The sequence below is a fragment of the Chitinophaga sp. CB10 genome (genome assembly GCA_001870995.2).
In the GTDB taxonomy this organism is placed as follows: Bacteria; Bacteroidota; Bacteroidia; order Chitinophagales; family Chitinophagaceae; genus Chitinophaga.
Genome location: MLAV02000001.1, coordinates 704,744 through 728,111, shown reverse-complemented (window position 1 = coordinate 728,111; position 23,368 = coordinate 704,744). Strand labels below are relative to the sequence as shown.

17 protein-coding genes and 1 other RNA gene are annotated in these 23,368 nt (G+C 52.3%); 10 read left to right on the top strand and 8 right to left on the bottom strand.

Features of this window, described 5'->3' with window-relative positions; translation table 11 throughout:
* Positions 1-41 precede the first annotated feature (41 nt).
* From panD to BOC67_RS02950, 10 genes are all read left to right on the top strand, one after another.
* Positions 42-386: an aspartate 1-decarboxylase gene (gene panD / locus BOC67_RS02995; RefSeq protein WP_291907069.1), complete on the top strand. Its 345-nt coding sequence runs from the start codon at positions 42-44 to the stop codon at positions 384-386.
* 58 nt (positions 387-444) lie between these two features.
* Entirely contained in the window at positions 445-1,479 is a 1,035-nt protein-coding gene (locus tag BOC67_RS02990) for a lysylphosphatidylglycerol synthase transmembrane domain-containing protein (protein ID WP_291907066.1), read from the top strand.
* Positions 1,480-1,565: 86 nt separating this feature from the next.
* Positions 1,566-2,999: a hypothetical protein gene (locus BOC67_RS02985; RefSeq protein WP_291907065.1), complete on the top strand. Its 1,434-nt coding sequence runs from the start codon at positions 1,566-1,568 to the stop codon at positions 2,997-2,999.
* Positions 3,000-3,108: 109 nt separating this feature from the next.
* The gene (gene ppk1, locus BOC67_RS02980; protein WP_291907063.1) at positions 3,109-5,259 is read left to right on the top strand and encodes a polyphosphate kinase 1; all 2,151 of its coding nucleotides are present in this window, start codon (positions 3,109-3,111) and stop codon (positions 5,257-5,259) included.
* 71 nt (positions 5,260-5,330) lie between these two features.
* Positions 5,331-6,227: an exopolyphosphatase gene (locus BOC67_RS02975; RefSeq protein WP_291907061.1), complete on the top strand. Its 897-nt coding sequence runs from the start codon at positions 5,331-5,333 to the stop codon at positions 6,225-6,227.
* Positions 6,228-6,288: 61 nt separating this feature from the next.
* The gene (panB, locus tag BOC67_RS02970) at positions 6,289-7,104 is read left to right on the top strand and encodes a 3-methyl-2-oxobutanoate hydroxymethyltransferase (protein WP_291907059.1); all 816 of its coding nucleotides are present in this window, start codon (positions 6,289-6,291) and stop codon (positions 7,102-7,104) included.
* A 559-nt stretch (positions 7,105-7,663) separates the two neighbouring features.
* Positions 7,664-8,740: a saccharopine dehydrogenase C-terminal domain-containing protein gene (locus BOC67_RS02965; protein WP_291907056.1), complete on the top strand. Its 1,077-nt coding sequence runs from the start codon at positions 7,664-7,666 to the stop codon at positions 8,738-8,740.
* A gap of 10 nt (positions 8,741-8,750) precedes the next feature.
* Entirely contained in the window at positions 8,751-9,641 is an 891-nt protein-coding gene (locus BOC67_RS02960) for a DUF1338 domain-containing protein (RefSeq protein ID WP_291907053.1), read from the top strand.
* A gap of 22 nt (positions 9,642-9,663) precedes the next feature.
* Positions 9,664-11,190 carry an aldehyde dehydrogenase family protein gene (locus BOC67_RS02955; protein WP_291907051.1) on the top strand — a complete coding sequence of 509 codons (1,527 nt, stop codon included), beginning with the start codon at positions 9,664-9,666 and terminating at the stop codon, positions 11,188-11,190.
* Positions 11,191-11,756: 566 nt separating this feature from the next.
* A complete protein-coding gene (locus BOC67_RS02950) occupies positions 11,757-13,454 on the top strand; it encodes a S8 family peptidase (RefSeq protein ID WP_291907048.1) in 1,698 nt (565 codons plus the stop codon).
* A 67-nt stretch (positions 13,455-13,521) separates the two neighbouring features.
* Here BOC67_RS02950 and BOC67_RS02945 read toward each other — a convergent pair whose 3' ends face one another.
* The 8 genes from BOC67_RS02945 to lpxK form a co-directional block, all read right to left on the bottom strand.
* A complete protein-coding gene (locus tag BOC67_RS02945) occupies positions 13,522-13,941 on the bottom strand; it encodes a DUF4870 domain-containing protein (RefSeq protein WP_291907045.1) in 420 nt (139 codons plus the stop codon).
* A 52-nt stretch (positions 13,942-13,993) separates the two neighbouring features.
* Positions 13,994-14,363: RNase P RNA component class A (gene rnpB / locus BOC67_RS02940), an RNA gene on the bottom strand.
* A gap of 110 nt (positions 14,364-14,473) precedes the next feature.
* Positions 14,474-15,541 carry a Smr/MutS family protein gene (locus BOC67_RS02935; protein ID WP_291907043.1) on the bottom strand — a complete coding sequence of 356 codons (1,068 nt, stop codon included), beginning with the start codon at positions 15,539-15,541 and terminating at the stop codon, positions 14,474-14,476.
* A gap of 174 nt (positions 15,542-15,715) precedes the next feature.
* Complete coding sequence (locus BOC67_RS02930; protein WP_291907041.1) at positions 15,716-16,192, bottom strand: DoxX family protein; 477 nt, start codon at positions 16,190-16,192, stop codon at positions 15,716-15,718.
* Positions 16,193-16,239: 47 nt separating this feature from the next.
* Positions 16,240-17,823, bottom strand: a complete 1,584-nt coding sequence (locus BOC67_RS02925) for an amino acid permease (protein ID WP_291907038.1) — start codon at positions 17,821-17,823, stop codon at positions 16,240-16,242.
* A gap of 273 nt (positions 17,824-18,096) precedes the next feature.
* Positions 18,097-19,068, bottom strand: coding sequence for a polyprenyl synthetase family protein (locus BOC67_RS02920; RefSeq protein WP_291907037.1), 972 nt, complete (start codon positions 19,066-19,068; stop codon positions 18,097-18,099).
* A 21-nt stretch (positions 19,069-19,089) separates the two neighbouring features.
* Positions 19,090-22,278 carry a ribonuclease R gene (gene rnr / locus BOC67_RS02915; protein WP_291907035.1) on the bottom strand — a complete coding sequence of 1,063 codons (3,189 nt, stop codon included), beginning with the start codon at positions 22,276-22,278 and terminating at the stop codon, positions 19,090-19,092.
* 16 nt (positions 22,279-22,294) lie between these two features.
* On the bottom strand, positions 22,295-23,365 hold the full coding sequence (lpxK, locus tag BOC67_RS02910; protein ID WP_291907033.1) for a tetraacyldisaccharide 4'-kinase: 1,071 nt from the start codon (positions 23,363-23,365) through the stop codon (positions 22,295-22,297).
* Positions 23,366-23,368 lie beyond the last annotated feature (3 nt).

Genomic DNA, 23,368 nt, shown 5'->3' with positions numbered 1-23,368 from the left:
TAGTTTTGCAGACGCTCCTTTTCACAGGGAGTATATGAGTTATGCAAATTGAAATTTTAAAGTGTAAGATTCACCGCGCAGTAGTGACAGAGGCTAACCTGCAATATGTTGGCAGTATCACCATCGATGAAGATCTGATGGATGCGGCGGGACTGATTGAATACGAAAAAGTACAGGTCCTCAACGTGAACAACGGCGAAAGACTGGAAACTTACGTAATAAAAGGCAAGCGCGGTTCAGGCGTTATTTGTATGAACGGCCCTGCTGCGCGCCTGGTAGCCCCGGGCGACATAGTGATCATTATTTCCTATGCGACCATGGATTTTGAAGAGGCGAAAAAATATCAGCCTGTTGCCATTTTCCCTAAAGAAGGAAACAAATTATAATACCCTTGCCGGTTTGTAACCATTTGTAAATATTGTAACACCCTAAACAGCTTTAGTTATGCCTAAATCATTGAAGAATGTCATTAAGTTCATCTGTTTTTTTGGCATAGGCGTGTTACTGATTTGGCTGGTTACAAAGGACCTCACTCCCCGCGAATGGGAGATGATGAAAGAGGCGTTTCAACGGGCGAATTACTGGCTGGTAATACCTGCGGTGATACTCGGTATTGCCAGCCACTGGTTCCGCGCTACCCGCTGGAAGCTGCTGATGAAGCCGCTCGGCCATCAGCCCACTACCCTCAACACCTTCTTTGCCGTAATGGTGGGCTACCTGGCCAACCTGGCGGTGCCCCGCCTCGGGGAAGTAACCCGCTGCGGCATCCTTGCCCAATACGAAAAAATTCCCGCTGATAAGCTGGTAGGCACCATGATTGCCGAACGCGCGGTGGATATGGTCTGCCTCATCCTGCTCATGGCCATCACCGTACTCACGCAGGTGGAAGTACTCGGCGCCTACGTCAATAAGGAAATACTCATCCCCATCGGCAACAAATTCGCCAATGCCAACTTCCTGCAACTGGCTCTGCTCCTGCTGGCCGCCGCTGCCGGCATCGGCATCATCGTCTGGCTGCTGCGCAGGTTTGCCCGCTCCAAAGCGGCCATCACCATCAAAAACCTGGCGCGTGGCGTCATGGAAGGCATCTTGTCTATCGGCAAGATGGAAAATAAATGGGCCTTTATCATTCAATCCATCCTGATCTGGTGCTGCTACCTCTCTCAGGTCTATATCGGTTTTTACTGCCTGCAGGAAACCACGCACCTCGGCATCAGCGCCGCACTGGCCGTACTGGTAATCGGTAGTATAGGCATGATCGTTACCCCCGGGGGCATCGGCGCATATCAAACGCTCGTGCAAAAAACGCTGGAACTTTACCACATCAATAAAGTGATCGGCTTTGCCTTCGGATGGATCATCTGGGTGGTGCAAACCCTGCTGGTCATCGTCCTGGGCTTCGTCAGCCTCGTGGCGCTCCCCATCTACAACCGCAAAAGATTGCAAAAAGAAGCCCTGCAGGCGGTAGCGGAGAATTAATCCCCACACTGACAATATTTTTGTATTTTGGAGCCGGATGCACCTGCATCCGCCCTAACTACTATATATAATCCCGTACCGCAGATATGATGCACCTTATGCCCCGTAAGCACTTGCCGGCGATATTGCTGTTAACGCTCCTTACCGTCATCAGCCGCTTTATCGTCAGATACTATTGCCACTTTGATTTCAACGCCGTTCCCGTGCTGGAAACCTGGCACCTGCTGGATAAGCAGTTACTCATCGATCATCCCTGGGAATGTATGTGGTACCTCCACTCCCAGCCGCCGCTCTTCAACGGACTTTGCAGCCTGCTCATGAATGCGTTTCCGGACCATTATACGATGGTAATGGAAGCCTTGTGGATCATCCTCGGCTACGTTCAAACGATACTGCTGTATCTCTCCATATACCAACTTACCGGCAAACGGTGGGCAGGCTTCGCCGTTAGCGCTTACTTCTGCATCACGCCGGCATTCCTGCTGTACGAAGCCTGGTACTTCTATACCTACCTGGGCATGATCTTCCTCTCCTACTCCCTCTTCTTCCTGATCCGCTTTTTACGGACAGAAAAATTCGTATGGGGGTTCGCGTTATTCCTCACCCTGGCCGTCATATGCCTTACCATCAGCATGTTCCACCTGGTATGGCTCGTAGCCGCAGCCGCGCTGGTACTGCTGATGTGCCAACCAGGCCTCCGCAAAAAAACCATCCTCGCCGCGTTATTTCCCCTACTGCTGGTCACCGGCTGGTACGGGAAAAATAAAATCATGTTCGGCCATTTTACCGCCAGCACCTGGATGGGTATGAATGTGGCCCGCATCATGCTGCCGCTGGACAGGCAGCTGCCGCCCTCCATCACCAACGATACCATCCGCCGCTACGCGGACATCGGACCTTTCCGCTGCCTGGAAGAATACGGCGTGCAATGGCTGCCGGAAAACAAGCAGTATCCGGGCATCCGCGCGCTGCACGACTGGTGCAAGGGCACCAGCGAAAGTAATTTCAACAACATCCGCTACATCTACATCTCCGATCAGTTCCAGAAGGCCGGCATCGCCTGCCTGAAGGCCGATCCTAAAAAATACCTCAAACTCACGTTCACGGCTAATTCTCTCTACTTTTCCCCTACTACCAATTATTTCAACCTGGTAAAGAACAGGAGCCGGATACTGGGGTATGAATACTTCTTCAACCTGGGCTACATCAAAATCCATAAGGACTACATCTTCCTCACCAATGCCATACTGGTACTGCTATACGCTGTTTCCTTCGGGATGCTGGCCTGGACGGGCTTCAGGCGTTGGAAACAGGTGCGCAAAGGCCTCGCCGCATGGGAATGGCAGGATATCGCCGCCTGCTACACGGCTTTTAACATTTTGTATCTCATGCTGGCAGGTAACTTCCTGGAGCTGGGAGAAAATAACCGTTTCCGGTTCCAGGTGATCCCGTTATTTCTCTTCCTGCTCGTGTACACGGCCTGGAATCAATGGATCCGCGGTAAAGCCATCAATCGCTGAACATTTTCCGCCACTTTTCGTTAACTTTAATTTAATACTGAAACTGGACCTAAAACCGTATCATCGCACCGCCAATTAGTGTGAATTTTTTGAATGTAAATTAGTCTGTATGCGTTTGCAGCAAGGTGAGAACCTGGATATTATGACGATGCCCATAGAATCTAACTCAAAGAAATTAGCCCGCAAAAAGGCCCCCGCAGCCAAAAAGAAGATGATTGCGCGCGATGTCAGCTGGCTCGCATTCAATGCAAGAGTACTTCAGGAAGCTGCCGACAAAACTGTGCCGCTCTACGAGCGTATCCGCTTCCTCGGTATCTTCTCCAACAACCTCGATGAGTTCTTCCGTGTGCGTGTAGCCACCTTAAAACGTATGCTCTCCTTTGGCAAATCCGCCGCCAAAATGCACCTGGAAGAAAACCCCGGCAAAATCATCGACTCCATTCAAACCATCGTAATGGAGCAACAACGCGAGTTTGACCGCATCTGGAAAGATATCGCGCAGGAGCTGGAATCACAGCACATCTTCCTCCGCACGGAAAAACAACTCAACAGGGAACAGCAAAAGTTTGTACTCAACTACTTCAACGAACAGGTGCGTACCAACATCATTCCCCTGATGATTGAAAGCATCCAGCAGTTCCCCATCCTCCGGGATAAATCCATTTACCTGGCCATCGTACTGGCAAGGGCGGATAACTCCATCAGCCAGAAGTTCGCGCTGATCGAAATCCCCACTTCCGTGCTGCCCCGCTTCATCATCCTGCCCTCCAAACCAGGAGAGCATGATATCATGCTGCTGGAAGACCTCGTGCGTTTCTGCCTCCCGAATATTTTCTCCTACTTCGGTTTCGACAAGTTCACCTCCCACATCATCAAGGTGACGAGAGATGCCGAGCTGGATATCGATAATGATATTGCCGACAGTATCATCCACCAGATCGAAAAAGGACTGAAAGACAGGCGTAAAGGCAAACCCGTACGCTTTGTGTACGATAAGGATATAGACCCGCTGCTGCTGGAATACCTGATCCGGCGCCTCGGCCTCTCCGGGAAGGACAACCTGATCCCCGGGGCGCGTATCCATAATTTCAAGGACTTCATGGATTTCCCGGAATCCATCTTCCCGCCGCATTCGCACCGCAAATCGTTTATCCATCCGCTGTTCCAGAACGCGACCAGCGTGATGCACGTGGTGCAACGCCAGGATGTAATGCTGCACTTCCCCTACCACTCGTTCGATACCATCATCGACCTCCTGCGGGAAGCCGCCATCGATCCGAATGTTTCCAGCATCAAGATCACCGCGTACCGCCTTGCCAAAAACTCCAAGGTCATCAACGCCCTGATCAACGCCGTGCGCAACGGGAAACAGGTAACCATCGTGCTGGAGCTGCGCGCCCGGTTCGACGAGGCGGCCAACCTCGACTGGAAGGCCCGCCTGGAAGAAGAAGGCGTGAAAGTACTACTGGGCGTACCCGGCATGAAAGTGCATGCAAAATTATGCGTCATCAAAAAACGCATCGGCAACAAAACCATTCAATGCGGCTTTGTCAGCACGGGTAACCTCAACGAACGCACAGCCAGGGTCTACGGCGATCATTGCCTGCTCACGGCCAACCGCGCCATCATGGCGGACATCAATAAGATCTTCGCCTACCTGGAAAACGGGCACCATGATATCAAAATCCTGGAAAACTGTAAAACCCTGCCCGTTAGTCCGCTCAATATGCGCAATACCTTCCTGCGCCTGATCGACAAGGAAATCAAAAACGCCCGTAATAAAAAGAAAGCCAGCATCATCATCAAGATGAACTCCCTTTCCGATGCCGTACTGATCAACAAACTCTACGACGCGGCCAAAGCCGGCGTGGATATCAGGATGGTGATACGGGGTATCTGTTGCGCCTATACGGAGAATAAAAAGTGGAAGAAACAGATCCACGCCGTCAGCATTGTAGACGAATACCTGGAACATGCCCGCGTGTTCATCTTCCACCACGGCGGACAGGAAAAAGTGTACATCGCCTCCTGCGACTGGATGATCCGCAACCTGGACCACCGCGTGGAAGCCGCCGCCCCGATAACGGACCCGGCTATACGCAAGGAAATTGTAGACATCATGAAAATCCAGCTCAGCGGCAATGTCAAAGCCCGCGTGCTGGACAATGAGCAGCGAAACGAATACTACAGGGAGGGCGATAAAAAAATCCGGTCACAGGTTGAAATTTATAAATACCTCCACGAGAAACAATACCAGTAAGCTTTTTACTGGTATTGTTTTTTAGGGTTGGTGAAAATAATTACTTTTGCTTTCTTAATCAGTTCGTATAGATGAAGTTAGCTGCGATAGACATAGGATCAAATGCTGCAAGGCTCCTGATTTCAGAAGCATCGCCGAACAGCGCCGGGAAAATGGATTTCACGAAAGTAAACCTCGTGAGAGTACCCCTGCGCCTCGGCTTCGATGTATTTGCCACCGGCGCCATCTCTGAAAAACGCGCCGCCTGCTTCATTGATACCATCCGTGCCTATAAGCTGCTGCTGGATGTGTACGAAGTGAAATACCTGAAAGCCTGCGCCACCTCCGCCATGCGGGATGCAAGCAACGGCCCGGAAATCCTCCGCGCAGTGAAGGAGCAAACCGGCATCGACATCAAGGTGATCAGCGGCCGCGAAGAGGCGGCTTACATCTACGAAAACCATGTGGCCGAGCAGCTGGATAATACCAAATCCTACATGTATATCGACGTGGGCGGCGGTAGTACGGAAATTACCCTCTTCAGCAAAAAGCAACTGGTATTCAAGGAATCCTTCAACATCGGTACCATCCGCCTGCTCCACAACCAGGTGGACGAGAACGCCTGGCAGCAGATGAAGGACTTTATCAAATCCAACCTCAAAGGCCTCGGCCCCGTTATGGCCATTGGCTCCGGCGGTAATATCAACAAGGTCTTCAGCTTGTCAAAACGCAAGGAAGGCAAACCTCTATCCCTGGAAACGCTGAAAGATTACTACAAGGAATTCAGCAGCTTCACCGTGGAAGAACGGATTCATTTATACAACCTCCGGGAAGACCGCGCCGATGTTATCGTGCCGGCTTTGCAAATCTACATCAACGTCATGCGCTGGGCCGATACGCCGGAAATCTACGTGCCCAAGATAGGTTTGGCAGATGGCCTGATCCATGCCCTCCACAGCGAAATTGCCGCTGCCACCAGCCAGTTGTAAAAAACATTTCCATATTATTATTTATATCCCCACCTTTGCGGAAAGCAAATGCTGACTGCTTATGTCTGTGAATAAAGAAATCAAGCGTGTAACCACGCACGTATTGCAGAAGATGAAGGTAGACGGGGAGCGTATTTCCATGCTTACCTGCTACGACTATTCCATGGCCCGCATCCTGGATGATGCCGGCATCGATATTCTGCTCGTGGGCGACTCCGCCTCCAACGTGATGGCAGGTCATGAAACCACGCTGCCGATTACGCTGGATCAGATGATCTATCATGCCTCCTCCGTGGTAAGAGCCGCCAAACGTTGCTTTGTAGTGGTGGACCTGCCTTTTGGTTCCTACCAGGGCAACTCCAAGGAAGCCCTCAACTCCACTATCCGCATCATGAAGGAAACAGGCGCGCATGGCGTGAAGATCGAAGGCGGCGAAGAAATCATCGAATCCGTAAAACGTATTATCAGCGCGGGCGTGCCGGTAATGGGCCACCTTGGCCTCACCCCGCAGTCCATCTATAAATTCGGCACCTACGCCGTAAGAGCCACAGAAGAAGCCGAAGCGGCCAAACTGATCAACGATGCGAAATTGCTGCAGGAAGCCGGCTGCTTTGCCATCGTGCTGGAAAAAATCCCCGCCCTGCTGGCCAAACGCGTGGCGGAAGAACTGGCCATTCCCATCATCGGCATCGGCGCGGGAAAATATGTGGACGGGCAGGTGCTGGTGATGCATGATATGCTCGGTATCAACAAGGACTTCAAGCCGCGCTTCCTGCGCCGCTACCTGGACTTGTACAGCGAGATATACGGCGCCGCACAGGCTTACATCAATGATGTGAAAACGAGGGACTTCCCGAACGATAAGGAACAGTACTAACGCCACATCAGCGGCCTTCCGCTGCAACAAAGACCAATACTAAAATCACCAATATAAAACGGCGCACCTTTCCCGTGCGTCGTTTTTGTTTTGCAGTAGTTTTTTTCCTATATTCGCTTCACTGAAATGAACTACCTGTTAAACATACAGCTTTCTCTACTCTCCTACCTGCGGAGCACTTGCTCCCACGTGCCTTGATGGACGTGCATTTCAGCGTTTAATTTCCTTTAACGGCTTTATGGTTACCTGCATAGCGGCAGGCGTATGCGTTATTCGTATATGCGTGCGCGTTAGCTGGCGACGCTCCTCGCCGTACGGGGGATTAAATATCGTACGCGGAATAAGATGTCGTACGCGGAATAAAACGCCATAAGCGGAATAAAACGTCATAAGCGGATTAAAACGTCATACGCCGAATAAAAGGCCCTATGCGGAATAAAATATCCTACCCGGAATTAAACGCCATACCCGCAATAATTCACCATAAATACATCACTGCCTCCACGCTTCCACAGCGCTGCAGGACATCCATATTCAATCATCACCAATTCCATCGCAAATGAAAAAAATCATGATCATCGGCGCCGGCAAAATCGGCGAAACTGCCGCATTCTTACTGCAAAACTCCGGCGACTACCAGGTTACCATGGCCGACAATAATCCTGCTATGCTCAAGGCGCACCTTTCGCCAGGCGTTACCGGCCTGCAACTGGATGTGAACGATGCCGCAGCCCTTACCAGCGCCCTGCAATCGCAGGACATGGTGCTGAGCGCCTGCCCCTATTTCCTCAACGTGAAAATCGCCACCGCCGCTGCCGCCACGCAAACGCATTATTTCGACCTCACGGAAGATGTAGCCACCACCAATGCCATCCGGGAAATTGCCGCCGATGCCGACGTTAGCTTTATGCCGCAATCCGGACTGGCGCCGGGCTTCATCAGCATCGCCGCACATGATATCGCCAAAGAGTTTGACCAGCTGGACAGCGTGCGCCTGCGCGTAGGCGCATTGCCGCAATTCCCTACCAACAGCCTGATGTACAACCTCACCTGGAGTACCGATGGCCTGATCAATGAATACTGCAACCCCTGCGACGCCATCGATGAAGGGGAACGCAAGGAAGTCATGCCCCTGGAAGGACTGGAAAAATTCGCCCTGGACGGCGTGGAGTACGAGGCGTTTAACACCTCCGGCGGCCTCGGCGCCCTGGCGGAAATCCTGCAAGGCCGCGTGAGCAACCTCGATTACAAAACCGTGCGCTATCCCGGCCATTGCCAACTCATGAAGATTTTATTGAATGAGTTAAAATTGAACAAAAAAAGGCAGGTACTGAAAGAAATTATGGAGGATAGCATACCTTTCACCCCGCAAGATGTGGTACTGGTATTCGTATCCGTAGCCGGAAAGATCGGCGGCCGCTATGTGCAGCGCTCCTACTCCCGCAAAATCTATAACCAGGAGGTAAACGGGAGAGCGTTTACAGCCATTCAGCTCACCACCGCCGGCGCTGCCTGCGCAGTCATCGACCTGCACGCAAAAGGTACACTGCCCTCCAAAGGCTTCATCCGCCAGGAAGACGTAATTTTCCAGGACCTCATCAGCAACAGATTTGCCATTTATTACAACAGGAATTAAACAGCTTACTATGCTTAGCGAGATTTTACATGGCCTTATGAGTCGCTACCAGGAACGCGTTCCCGACGTGGCCGCCGTTATTGACGCAATGATCGGGGAAGGCATCATCCAACAGGCCTCCGATATTGAAAACGACCATATTGCTTTCCGTACCATGGGCGTACCCCTGCTGGGCGTACAATCCCTGGAAAAAATCTTCTTACACTACGGCTATACGAAAAGGGAACATTACTACTTCGCCGGTAAAAAACTGGACGCCTGGTGGTACGCCCCGCCCGAGCCGCAATACCCCCGCATCTTCATCAGCGAACTGCGGGTGCAGGACCTCAGTGAAACAGCCCAACGCATCATCCGCAGCTATACGGACGAAGTGAAGAGCGACCCGGTAGACCAGCTGAACCTGGACGACAGCCAGGCCGTGGATACCTTCCTCCACAGCGGCCTTTGGCGCACGCCTACCCTCGACGACTTTAAAACCCTGGCCGCAGAAAGCGAGTACGCCGCCTGGGTCATCTATAACAGGTATTACCTGAACCACTTCACCGTCAGTGTACACAACCTGCCGGAAGGATATAACACCATCGCGGGATTCAACGCATTCCTGGAAAAACACGGGTTTGTGCTCAACGATGCCGGCGGAAAAATCAAAGCGAGCCCGGATGGCAACCTGCTGCAAAGCTCAACGGTAGCCCGCATGATTGAAGCAGAATTTGCAGGCGGGGAAAAGTATAAGATCGCCGGCTCGTACGTGGAGTTTGCAGAGCGCAGGGTGCTGCCGCAATTTGCCTCCCTGCCGGCGGACCAGATACGGCGGGAACACCGCCGGGAGGGCTTCGAAGCCGGCAATGCCGACAAGATATTCGAAAGCACCTACTCCACCCAGACGAAAAAAACTTCTTAAATTTAAGACAGACCTTATTATCATGGAAGAGATATTACAATCATTCGGTATCACCGGCAAGCAAAGCGGCGTAAGTACCGGGAAACACTGGCTACCGGGCGGAGGCGCTAAAATCACCTCCGTATCCCCCGTGGATGGCAAAACCATCGCCACCGTGAAAGCAGCCAGCAAAGAGGATTACGATGCGGTGGTAGTCACCGCCCATGAGGCATTCAAAATTTGGAGAGAGTGGCCGGCGCCCCGCCGCGGCGAAATTGTACGCCAGATCGGGGAAGCGCTGCGCCAGCATAAACACGGCCTGGGCCGGCTCGTGTCCTACGAAATGGGCAAGAGCCTGCAGGAAGGCTTTGGAGAGGTGCAGGAAATGATCGATATATGCGACTTCGCCGTGGGCTTGTCCCGCCAGCTGCATGGCCTCACCATGCACTCGGAACGCCCGGGCCACCGCATGTACGAGCAATGGCACCCGCTGGGCATCACCGGCATTATATCCGCCTTTAACTTCCCCGTAGCGGTATGGAGCTGGAACTCCATGCTGGCATGGGTTTGCGGAAATGTATGCATCTGGAAGCCTTCCGAAAAAACGCCGGTGACCGCACTGGTCTGCCAGCGTATAGTCGAAACCGTATTTACCGCCAATGGCGTACCGGAAGGCGTGTGCAACCTCGTCATAGGCGGCCGGGACGCCGGGGAATGGCTGGCAGCCGACCCGCGGGCGCCGCTGATCTCTGCCACCGGCTCCACCCGCATGGGCAAAGCGGTAGCGGCCACCGTCGGGGCAAGGCTCGGCAAATCCATCCTGGAACTGGGCGGCAACAATGCCATCATCATATCAGAACATGCGGACCTGGATATGGCGCTCATCGGCGCGGTATTCGGCGCGGTGGGCACCGCAGGGCAACGCTGCACCAGCACCCGCCGGCTCATCATCCACGAAAAGGTTTATGACGCGTTCATCGCAAGGCTCGTAAAAGCCTACGCACAGCTGCGCATCGGCAACCCGCTGGACGAGAATAACCACGTGGGCCCGCTGATCGACAAGGATGCCGTCAACGCATACCTGGACAGTATTGCCAAGATCCGCGAACAGGGCGGCAAATTCCTCGTGGAAGGCGGCGTGCTGGAAGGCCCCGGCTACGAAACCGGCTGCTATGTAAAACCATGTATCGCGGAAGTGCAGAACTATTTCGACATCGTACAGCACGAAACCTTTGCGCCCATCCTCTATGTCATGAAATACCAGACGCTGAAAGAAGCCATCGCGTTCCAGAATGATGTGCCACAGGGGCTTTCCTCAGCCATCATGACCCTGAACCTCCGCGAGGCGGAAACCTTCCTCTCCGCTGCCGGGTCCGACTGCGGCATTGCCAACGTCAACATCGGTACCAGCGGCGCGGAAATCGGCGGGGCGTTTGGCGGTGAAAAGGAAACAGGCGGCGGCCGCGAAAGCGGTTCCGACGCGTGGAAAGCCTATATGCGCCGGCAGACGAATACGATTAACTACTCTACCAAACTGCCACTGGCACAAGGTATCAAGTTCGACCTGTAAAACGAAGGGTGGAATTCTTTTTCTCCAGCTCCGACGCCTTGCGCCGGAGCTTTTAATTTCATTTCAGGAGGTTACTGCCCGATCAGATTTTTAAAAGCGGTTGATAAATTGTCCGTCTACTCCGCCCGGTGTGACGCGGCCCCGGGTAAACGCCTTCTCTACATACATCAACGTGGTACATGGTTTGCAAAAATAGTAGCGAGGCTAGAGAACCCCGCTTTTCGTTAAACGGAAACCATGCTTATGAGAAAAATATCTGATAGCAGGGACGCTATCATATACTCTTCAGGCCATAAATATGGTACTAATTTTTGAATATTCATATTCAACGTTTGTGCTACGGCAGTAAACATTCCATCAGCAAAAAGGGGTTACATAACAAATTCCTTATTATTTTAATAAAATCCTTAATATATATAAGCTTATCCTTATAAATATTCAGGGAGGATAATAACCAGTCAACTACATTCAGGTGCGTTTATCATTAAATTTTAATGTTATACCGCTTTTTCCATACCTTTAACCTATCTAGTTTATTTTACTCTTATATCGGGAAAATGTTGAACATGAAATTGTTTAGTCGGGAGATAGCAGTCGCGGTGGTTTGTGTAGCGATGACGACTGCGCTGAATACCAAAACCATTGCGCAAAGCAAAACCCCAGTGCCGAAAAACTGGCAGCTGTTGAGTTACGACACTGATTCCGTTTATGGTACTGCTACTGAAAAAGCTTACAAACAACTGTTACAAGGTAAGAAAAGCACGCCGGTAATCGTGGCGGTGATCGATTCCGGTATCGATACCACCCATGAGGACCTCAAGCCCATCCTGTGGACCAACCGCAGGGAAATCCCCAACAACGGTAAGGACGATGACGGCAACGGCTACATCGACGATATCCATGGATGGAACTTCCTCGGCGGTAAAGACGGCAGCAGCCTGAAAGAAGACTCTGACGAAGCTACCCGCGAATACTACCGCTACAAACAGCTGTATATCAACCCGGATTCCGCGCTCAGCAAGGATTCCAAGGAATACGCCTACTGGCAGCGCCTGCAGGCAAAGGTGGAAAAGCCTTCCTCCCAGTACAAGGTCTCTTACAAGACCATGTCCAAACTGCAGGACAACCTGAATAAATGCGCCACCATCCTCAAAAACTACCTCGGTAAGGAAGACTTTACCGTGGCCCAGCTGGACAGCATCCAGACCACCAGCCAGGATGTGCTGCTGGCCCGCAACTTCGTTTCCCGCCTGCTGAAATCCTCCGGGGAAGAAGTTCCCGGCAGCTTCAACGAATTCAAATCCGAATTCGATGAATACATCAGCGAAATCAAGCGCAAAGCGGAAAGCACCGATGTGCAGCCCAACGCCAACCGGGAAAAGATCGTAGGCGATAAGTTCGAAGACATCACCGACCGCCATTACGGCAATAACGACGTGATGGGTAAATTCGGCTTCCACGGCACCCACGTTTCCGGCATCATCGCGGCAGTGCGCAATAACGGCCTCGGTATGGACGGCGTGGCGGACAACGTGCGCATTATGGCCGTGAAAGCGGTACCCGATGGCGACGAGCGCGATAAAGACGTAGCCCTGGCTATCCGCTACGCGGTAGACAACGGCGCGCAAATCATCAACATGAGCTTTGGCAAAGGCTTCTCCCCGCATAAAAGCTGGGTGGACGATGCCGTGAAATACGCGGAAGAAAAAGGCGTGCTCCTCGTACATGCCGCCGGCAACGACGGGGAGAATAACGACTCCGTACCCAACTACCCTAACCCGAACTACCTCACCGGCGGCAAAGCCAGCAACTTCATTACTGTCGGCGCTATCGGTAACGGCCGCGGTAAGGATAAGGTAGCCAGCTTCTCCAACTACGGTAAAGAAGGGGTGGACCTTTTTGCCCCGGGTGTCCAGATCTATTCTACCATTCCCGGCGGTACTACCTACGGAGCAGCGAGTGGAACCAGTATGGCATCTCCGGTGGTGGCTGGCGTAGCGGCATTAGTTCTTTCCTACTATCCAGACCTCAGCGCAAAGCAACTGAAGTATGTGTTGGAAAAATCCGCGACGCCACTGCCTGACGGCTCCGTTATGGTGAACAAACCAGGCGCGGAAGATACGCAGGTTCCCTTTGCGGACCTCTCCGTATCAGGCGGTATCGTGAACAGCTACGAAGCCCTGAAACTCGCCGCCACCCTGAAAGGCGAGCGCGTGCAGCCTAAAAAAGTAAAGGCGAAGATGAAGCCCGTAAGGAAGAACTAAAAAATGTTCGCATAAAAAAAGCCCGGTCGCCACAAACGACCGGGCTTTTTATTTGGTATAAACGCCACTACCGCACCAACCGTAAACAGAACGGATAACGGTAATGCTCTCCCTTATTCACAGCCACAGCCGCGAGGATGGAGAAAATCAGGTTGAATAATTTCAGCAGGGAATAGATCCAGAGCCAGCTAAAGCCCACATGCATCGTATTGAAATTTCCGGTGAAAATGCCGGTGCCCAGCGCCCATATGCCGGAAGTTATACCGCCGATGATCATCACGGCCGCGGAGCAAAGGCTGATGGTGATCTGGAAGTTGAGCGCCTCCTTGCCTTCCGTATCCACGAAGGCGGAATCATTGCGCTTGATCAGCCATAAAACCAGCACCAGCACTATGTTTCCGGCCCAACCCCAGTTGAGGAAAATATAGGCGAATACGCCGGCAATATGCAATAGGGTGGCCCAGGTTCTTTCGTCTCTTTCGTTCATAAGATGTAGGATTATAAATTTTAGGAAGAAGATAAGCAATCGGAGTAAAAAAGAAAACTACAAACCTGTAAGCCGGATTCTGTGATCCCCGGCAAGCCGGGGAACTGCTACCATTTATCTGCGACGATGCTCGCACATCGCCTGTATCTGCCTACCCTCGGTCATCGGGCGAGCAGCCCTCGAGCGACCGTTTACATGGCATTTCAGCACGCAAGGTTTACCCGAATAAACAGTTACCTGCCTATACCGTGGGCGCTTACCCCACATTTTCACCCTTACCGGTTGCCCGGCGGTTATTTTCTGTGGCACTGGCTGTCCTGCTCTTGCGAACAGGCCCACCCGTTAGGTGGTGCGTTGCTCTGCGCTGTCCAGACTTTCCTTCTTTCAGCTCATGTCTGAAAGACGGTAGCACGGTTTGTAGTTGACTGCAAAGGTAGTGAAAAGTTTGCACACCTTGAACAGTAAAGGGATTGAAGCGTTCGATAGCTCCAATCCCTTTACTGCATTGAGTTCTATGATATGAATTAAAACATTATCTGAAAGTAATTTCCGTAGCACCGTAACCGTAACGGGCATGGTACTGGTTCACGAAGTTCGCTACTTCCGGCGTCTGGCGCAGGATGTGATGGATCTCATCCTTCAGCTTGCCCTTCCCTACCCCGTGTATCACGACCATATGATGCAGCTTGTGCGTGATGGCCAGGTCCAGGTAACGCTGGAATTCATTCAGCTGTATGGCCAGGATGGCGATGTTGCTCAGCCCTTTCCAGTTTTTTTCCAGCTTTTCGATATGCAGGTCCACCTCGTGCTTGGGTTCCAGCGCGGCTTCCGGCTGCAGCTGTATCTTACTCAGCAGGCTGGCCATGGTGCCCGTGCCCACGATTTTTTGCTGCTGCTTTTTGCCCGGCGCCGCAGCAGCGGATGTAGCCGGCGGCGGTGGCGGCGCTTCTTCAGCCTTGTCCGGGTATTTTTCAAACAGCGGGATCGTCAGCGTGGCTTCCGCCTTGGTACGCAGTTCTTCCAGCTGGGTAAACATCTGTTTGGCTTTGATCTTCCAGGTCTTTTTTACGGACGACGCCAGGTTGGGCTGCTGCTCTTTCAGCACAAAGGTGAACTCGAACCTGGGATTGTCGTTCAGCGATTCAAAGTGCAAATCCGTCAGGTAAAAATGATTGTAAGGATGGATTTCATTTTTGATTTCCAGCTCCATTTTATTGGCCAGCCATACCTGGAAGTAAAAGCGCATGGCATGCGGCGTATCGTTGAACAGATGGAATTTCATCAGCTTGATGGTTTCATCAAAACCATCGTGATGGTACACGGGAAGCACGGAAATGAACATCCCTTTATCTGTCTTCAGGTCCTCGTATTTACTGCGGTTAACTTTTATTTCATCCCCGGGAATCAGCCTGGGCTTAGGTTTCACGAGCTTTTCCTTCGTAAAGCGATGGAAGTACGGAAAGTCAATCTGGTCCAGGTACACCGGGAAAGAGGTGCCTTTCACTTCAATCATGACCATATTATCATTCACAATCTCCACCACGGTTCCTTCTTCCTTGGAACTGAGCAGCAGAACTTTATCTCCTATTTCGTATTTCATAATTGCATTCTTGAACGCAAAGCTAAATTTTTTCCTTTAAAGATTCAGCGGGAAGTGGAGAAGGCGTTGGAAGGAGGCGTAAAAAGGATTAACGGTCGGGGTGGCGATCCCCGGCGGCAAGAAAAGACAGGGTTAACAAACCCGTCTAACGTGAAGGCCTGTATGAAAACAGACTCAATCTTTGATGCCCGCAGAATAGTTGCGGCTGTGCTTCTTTTCCGGATGACGGCGCATGTAGTCGTCTACTGAAATGGGGCCACTGCCTTCAATAAGGAAAAGGACCAGCAGAAACATCACAAGGAGTGAAAGGCCTAACACCGGGTAAACATTAAACAGGCCTGTCGGCGAGTGAACAAAGAACAACGCACCCACCAGCACCGGTAAATTCAGCGCTGAAGCGATGCGGGTAAAAAGGCCCATCATAATGAATAATCCACCTACAGTATGCGCAAATACAATGTAATGCGCGATGCCGATAGACATAGCTGCCAGCGTAGGGCTTTCATCGATCACACGTACTAGGGCGTCCCTGTTTTGCACAAACATGATACCCACGTACATGAGGAAAATCCCCAGCGCTATACGGACAACGCTAAGCCATTTGGGATGATGCGTGTCACCCCATTTTTCGATTCGTTGTAGCGTGTTCATAAAATTGAATTTTATGGATCAAAGAGCTACACTGAAGTTACGAAATATTATGATTTTTTAAGCTTACTGTGGCTATAACTGTAGAGGAAATAAATAGCAAGGCCGGCAATAAGCCAAACGGTGAAAACGATCCAGTTTTTCAGCGCGATCTCGGTCATGAGGTAGAAGCAGCTGAGCATGCCCAGCACCGGGATCAGGGAGAGTTTGCGCAGGTAAGACACCACCATGGTGATAGCCGCCACAATCACGAATAAGAAGAAAGGAATATTGTGCTTCCATACGTTCCACCCTTCCGCCATGGACAGGCGCTGGAGGATCTCCTTATGGAACACTAACGCAGTGCCAATCAATACCATCGGCACAATATACTGGCTGTTGATATACGGCATCCGGAAGCGTTTTTCATGGCTCTTTTCCTGCGGAGGCAGCATTAACACGCCCCCGCACACCAGGATGAACGCAAAGAGGGTTCCGATGCTGGTCAGGTCCGTTACGATGGTCAGGTTCAGGAATAACGCCGGCACCCCTACGATAATGCCCGTGATGATCGTAGAGAAGGAAGGCGTTTTGAAACGGGGGTGTATTTTGCTGAACTTCCTGGGCAGCAGGCCATCCCGGCTCATGCTCATCCAGATGCGGGGCTGCCCGATCTGGAACACCAGCAGCACGCTGGTGGTGGCAATCACCGCACTTACGGAAATAATGTAACTGATCCAGGGCATTTGTACCTGGTCAAACACAAAGGCCAGGGGGTCCGCCACTTTCAGCTCGGTGAAGGGCACCATACCCGTCAGTACAAACGAAATAAGGATGTATAAAACGGTACAGATAATCAGGGAATAGATCATGCCTTTGGGCAGGTCCCGCTGGGGGTTGGCGCATTCTTCCGCGGTGGTGCTGACGGCGTCAAAGCCAATATAGGCGAAGAACACGGCGGACACGCCTTTCAGCACGCCGGAGAAGCCGTTTGGCATAAAGGGCGACCAGTTGGCGGGGTTCACATAAAAGAAACCCACCACGATCACGAAAAGGATCACCAGTATTTTAAGGCCTACCATGAAGTTGGCGCTGCGCTTACTTTCCCGGATACCCACATAGGCCAGGTAAGTGACGAGTACCACCACGATAAACGCCGGCAGGTTGAGGATCACCGGTATGCCGAAGATGTGCGGGGCGGCCGCCATCAGCTCCGGCGACGCGCTGTCGTAATTATTGGTAAGCCACTCCGGGAAGCCGATCCCCAGCCCGTTGAGCAGGTTGTTAAAATAGCCGCTCCACGATATGGCCACGGCAATATTCCCGATGGCGTATTCCAGGATCAGGGACCACCCGATGACCCAGGCGGCCAGTTCCCCGAAGGTCACGTAAGAGTAGGTATAAGCGCTGCCGGATACGGGTACCCTGGAAGCAAATTCCGCGTAGCAAAGGGCGGAGAAGCCGCAGGTAATGGCAGTGATAATAAAGAGAACCGAAACGCCGGGGCCGCCGTGGAAGGAGGCTTCCCCAATGGTGGAAAAGATGCCGGCGCCAATTACAGCCGCAATACCCATCGCAGTGAGGTCCTTCACTTTCAGCACTTTGTGCATTCCGCTTTCATGTCCGTCTCCCAACCCACTGTTGGCATCTTTCAATATTGTTGCGATTGATTTTTTACGAAAAAGCGAATTGGACATCGGCGAGGATATTACAGTTTTGATTTGGGCGCGAATATAGGGGAAAATTTATAAAAAAATTTTTACATTCCGGCAGGTGGGCGGTTTTTTATGGGGGCCTTCGGCAGATATAAATGCTGCGCCGCAGGCAGGTTCCGTATCCGCGGCAGGACTATCCCCAAAATATGCCGGGGGTAAAGCGCCGGCCTTATGCATGCCCGCACCTTACCCCCGGAGGATATAATTTCGCTGTTATTGTTGCCTGTTCAGCAGGAAATCGGCCAGCTCCTTCAGCGGCTGCTTACGGGAACTCAGCACCGCAATTTTTTCCAGGTGCGAGAAGGCTTCCGTGGTGAAGCGTTCTTTTTCCATTTCCGCCCATTTATCCACTTTGCAATCCCGGTAGATACCCAGTACCCTTTCCACCTTATCGGCAGGATTTGCGGCCAGTAATGCCTTTAACTCGGCCTTCTGCGCATCGTTGCAAAGTTCGAAGGCTTTGAGCAGCAGGAAGGTCTTTTTATTGGCGAGGATGTCGCCGCCCTGTTGCTTGCCGAATTTTTCCGGGTCGCCGAAGGCGTCGAGGTAGTCGTCCTGGATCTGGAAGGCGATGCCCACATTTTTGCCGAAGGAATAGAGGTGTTCCTGGTTGCCTTCGCTCCCGCCGCCGATGATGGCGCCGAGCTGCAGGCTGGCGGCCAGCAGTACGGAAGTTTTCAGGCCGATCATGTGGACGTAATGCTGATAGTCCACCTGTTCGGGGTCCAGGTCTTCAAAATCCATATCCAGCTGCTGGCCTTCGCATACTTCCACGGCTGCCTTGTTGAATACGGAGATGAGTTTTTTCTGGTATTTCGCGTTCACGCGGTTCAGGCGGTCGTACACGGTAATCAGCATCACATCCCCGGAGAGGATGGCGGCCGTATCGCCGTAGACGGTATGCACGGTGGGCTTGCCTCTGCGCAGGGGCGCCTTGTCCATGATATCGTCGTGTATCAGGGTGAAATTGTGAAACAATTCAATTGCGCTGGCCGCGTGAAATGCGTCGGTATGCAGATCATCGAATAATTCATTTCCCATCAGGCACAGTACAGGGCGGATGCGTTTACCGCCGATTTCCAGGATATGGCTGGCTGCTTTATACAGTTTTGCCGGTTCTGCCGGAAAGTGTTGTTGATCGAAATGTTGACTGAACTGTGCTATTAACTCTTTAAATGATTGCATTTCTCTGAAACGGTTAATGAATTATTTTTTCTTCTTTATGTTTTTGGCGGCGGCTTTTTTAGCGGGCGCTTTAGTGGCTGCTTTTTTAGGAGCGGCTTTTTTAGCGGCGGCCTTCTTAGCGGCGGCTTTAGGCGTGGCTTTTTTAGCAGTGGCTTTTTGAGCTGTCTGCCGGGCTGGCGCTTTTTTCACCGGCGCTTTGGCAGCGGCTTTTTTAGCGGAAGCTTTGGGAGCCGCTTTTTTAGCAGTGGCTTTTGAAGCCGTTGTTTTTGTGACCGCTTTTTTTGCCGGCGCTTTTACGGCTGCCTTTTTAGGAGCCGCTTTTTTAGCGGTGGCTTTTGTGGCCGTTGTTTTTGTGACCGCTTTTTTTGCCGGCGCTTTTACGGCCGCCTTTTTAGGAGCCGCTTTTTTAGCGGTGGCTTTTGTGGCCGTTGCTTTGGCGGCTGTTTTCTTAGCCGGTACTGCAGCTTTTTTAGTGGCTGCTTTAGGAGCGGCATTTTTAGCAGTAGCAGTTGCGGCCGTTTTCTTAGCCGGCGTTGCGGCGGCTTTTTTAGCGGCAGGTTTAGCAGCGGTTGCTTTCTTAGCGGCTGCTTTCTTCGCGGTGGTAGTTGCTGCCTTCTTAGCCGGCGTTGCAGCGGCGGTTGTAGCAGTGGCTTGTTTAGTGGTAGTTTTGGCAGCTGCAGCTTTGGCTGGCGAAGGCGCCGCTGTTTTAGCGGCTGCTTTTGCCGCGGCCTTTTTAGTGGCGACTTTCTTCGCCGGCGCCTCTTCACGCTGCCCCTGGGCTACTACTACCGGCGCTTCAGGCGCTATTTCCGGCGCAATGCCCCCTGGCTGTTCCTTCACCGGCGGGCGTTTGCCTTTAGGCGCAGCGGGCCTGCCGGATTTGGTTTTTACCACGCCGGTGAGCGGGGTATCGGCCGCGGTGGCTGCCGGCGCTGCTTCCACAGGTTTCGGCAGGGCGGCAGGCGTTACGTCCGGCTGCAGGATAGCAGGAACTTCCGGAGGCGTTACCACGCTGTCGGAAATCGCTGGCAGGTCCACCGGTGGCACGTCGGCCTTGATAGGCGCCACCCAGGTTGCCGCCGGCTTTGGCTGCGGTTGATGCTGCGGTTGCCCCTGTGGCCAACGCTGTTTGTCCTTCTTCTTTTTCTTCTTGCCGGGGCCCTGTTGCTGCGGCTGCTGTTGCTGGCGTGGCTGCTGGAACTGCTGTTTAGGCTGCTGGCCGCGTACGGCTGGCTGGCCCTGTTGCAGTTCTTCTTCCAGCTCGTAATCCAGCTGGCGTTTCGCCAGGTTGGCGGCTACCACCCTGATTTCCACTTCCTGGCCGATGCGGAACCTGCGTCCGCTGCGGGCGCCCACCAACGCGTACTCAGCGTCGTTGAACACGAAGTCTTCCTTCTTATTCAGGTTATGTACGCTCACGAGGCCTTCGCACTTGGTGTCCACGGTTTCTACCCAGAACCCGAAGTGCGCCACGCCGGAAATCACCCCTTTGAAGGTTTCCCCGATGTATTGCTGCATGTACTCTACCTGCTTGTATTTATTGGCGGCGCGCTCTGCTTCCATGGCTTTTCTTTCCATTTCAGAGCAGTGCTTGCACTCTTTTTCCATTTGCTTGTTCGGATGCACGTCGTTGGCGAGGCATTCGGCCACCACCCGGTGTACCAGCACGTCCGGGTAACGGCGGATAGGCGAAGTGAAGTGGCAATAGTCCTCGAAGCCGAGGCCGTAGTGCCCAACGTTTTCCACCGTGTACGCGGCTTTGGCCATGGTGCGGATGCCCAGGGTTTCCAGCACATGCTGTTCCGGCTTGCCCTGCACCAGCTGCAACATCTTGTTAAACGAGCGGGCGATGCCATCCGGCGTGCTCAGGTCAAACTTATAGCCGAACTTACCGGCGAAGGAGGCAAATACCTTCAGCTTTTCCGGGTCCGGCGTATCGTGTACGCGGTATGGGAAAGGCACCGGCTGTTTGTTCACCCGGATCTTGGATACGTAGGTGGCCACCGTACGGTTGGCCAGCAGCATCAGCTCTTCAATCAACTGGTGCGCTTCCTTGCTTTCCTTGATTACGATGCCAACAGGCTTGCCTGTTTCGTCCAGTTTAAAACGAACCTCCTGGGAACTGAAATTAATAGCGCCCTGGGCAAAGCGTTCGGCACGCAGCGTCTGGGCAATTTTATTCAGGAGGAGGATCTCGTCGAGATATTTACCTTCTTTTTTCTCAATAATTTCCTGTACATCCTCGTACGTGAAACGATGGTCCGAATGGATAACGGTACGGCCTATCCAGTGCTGCTTCACCTCTCCCCTGTCGTTCATCTGGAAGATGGCCGAGAAGGTGAACTTATCTTCATGCGGGCGCAGGGAGCATAGTTCGTTGGAGATTTTTTCCGGCAGCATAGGCAGCACCCTGTCCGGCAGGTACACGGAAGTAGCCCGGCGTTCCGCTTCCTTATCCAGCTCTGTACCGGGTTTCACATAGTGGCTTACATCGGCAATATGCACGCCCACCTCATACAACCCGTTTTTCAGCGGGCGGATGGAAATGGCGTCGTCAAAGTCCTTGGCATCCACCGGGTCGATGGTAAAGGTGAGGATGTTGCGGACGTCCCTGCGTTTTCGCACTTCCTCTTCCGTTATGGTTTCATCGATCTGCGCCAGTTCATCCATCACCTCTTTCGGGAAGTTGAGCGGGAAGCCGGCTTCGATGAGGATTTCCTTCATGGCCAGGTCGTTGGTATCGCTGGCATCCAGGATTTCGATGATTTCGCCCACGGGCTTGCGGGACTGCTCGCCCCAGGCTACGATCTTCACGACCGCTTTATCGCCTGTTTTGGCTTCCCCGAGGGAGTTGGCGGGAATATAAATATCCGGCATGAACATCCCTTTTTCAGGGATCAGGAAGCCGAAGTTCTTGCTTACCTGCAGGGTGCCGGTGAATTCCGTTTTATTTCGTTTAAGGATATCAGTTATAACGCCTTCCATGCGACTATCGCGGTTGCCGGGTTTCAATACGTCGACCAGGACTTCGTCGCCATCCAGGGCAGTGTTCAGGTTTTTCTGTTTAACGAGGATATCGCGTGGCAGGCCCTGTACAATTACGAAGGCCATTCCGGAGCGGGTTACTTCCACTATACCTTTAAAGGTTTTTTTGGGGCCTCCGCCTCCGTGGTTGTTTCCGCCTTTCTTATGTTTTTTCTTTTTACTCATGTTTCAGGGTAGTTCTTCATTGATTGGCCGTAGGATAATACTGTCCTACATAATCAAAAATAAAATTATTAAATCTTTCTGCTCCATCGAACAGGAATGCAATTTCAACAGGCATAACAGCCATTTGCATGTTTTGTTCTGTCAGGTTTTTCTGTAGCAGGTGCAGCCTTACTGCGTCTTTTTCAGTGGTCACGACCATTTTTTTATTGCCCGGCAAACCATCACGCTCCCTGATGATCTTGGCGATATCTTTTTCGGAGTAATAGTAATGGTCCGGGAAAGACAGCAGGTACACCTGGCTGAAGGAGGACCTGAGTTTATCCAGGAGCGGCTCCGGCCGCGCAATGCCGCAGGCCAGCAACACGGTGGCATCCCCGGGGATGTTCACCGGCTCCTGTGTCATCAGGTCGTACATGGCTCCGTATTGCAAGGTAGTAAAAAACACCTGCTGATGGGGCAATGGCGCAATTTCTTTTTCGATGGCCGCCTTTTCTGCCAGTGATAAATCAGGCGGACATTTGGAAACGATGATGCAATTGGCCCGCTGGTAGCCTTTCCTTCCCTCTCTCAAACGCCCGAAGGGCACCACATGATCTTTGGTAAACCTGCGACCGTATTCTGTGATAAGAATATTCATGCCAGGTTTAATGCTGCGGTGCTGGAAGGCATCATCCAGCAATACAACCTGCGTGCCGGGTTCGTCCATCAGCAGCTGCGGAATAGCCAGCATCCGCTCTTCGCCTACCGCTACATGAATATCGGGATATTTTTGGTGAAACTGCATGGGCTCATCCCCTATTTCGGAAGCCGTGGTAGTGGCGTCCGCCAGGATGTAGCCGCTGGTGCGGCGGTTATAGCCCCTGCTCAGGGTGGCTACCTGGTAATGCTGTTTGAGCAGGCGGATGAGGTATTCCACATGCGGGGTTTTGCCTGTACCGCCTACGGACAGGTTGCCGGCCGCAATGGTAGGAATGTCAAACTCCACCGCGGTCAGCAGTCCCCTGTCGTAGAGTTTATTACGCACCCACATGACCAAACCATACAGCAGGGAAAAGGGGTAAAGCAGTACAGACAAATATTTCAGCACGTT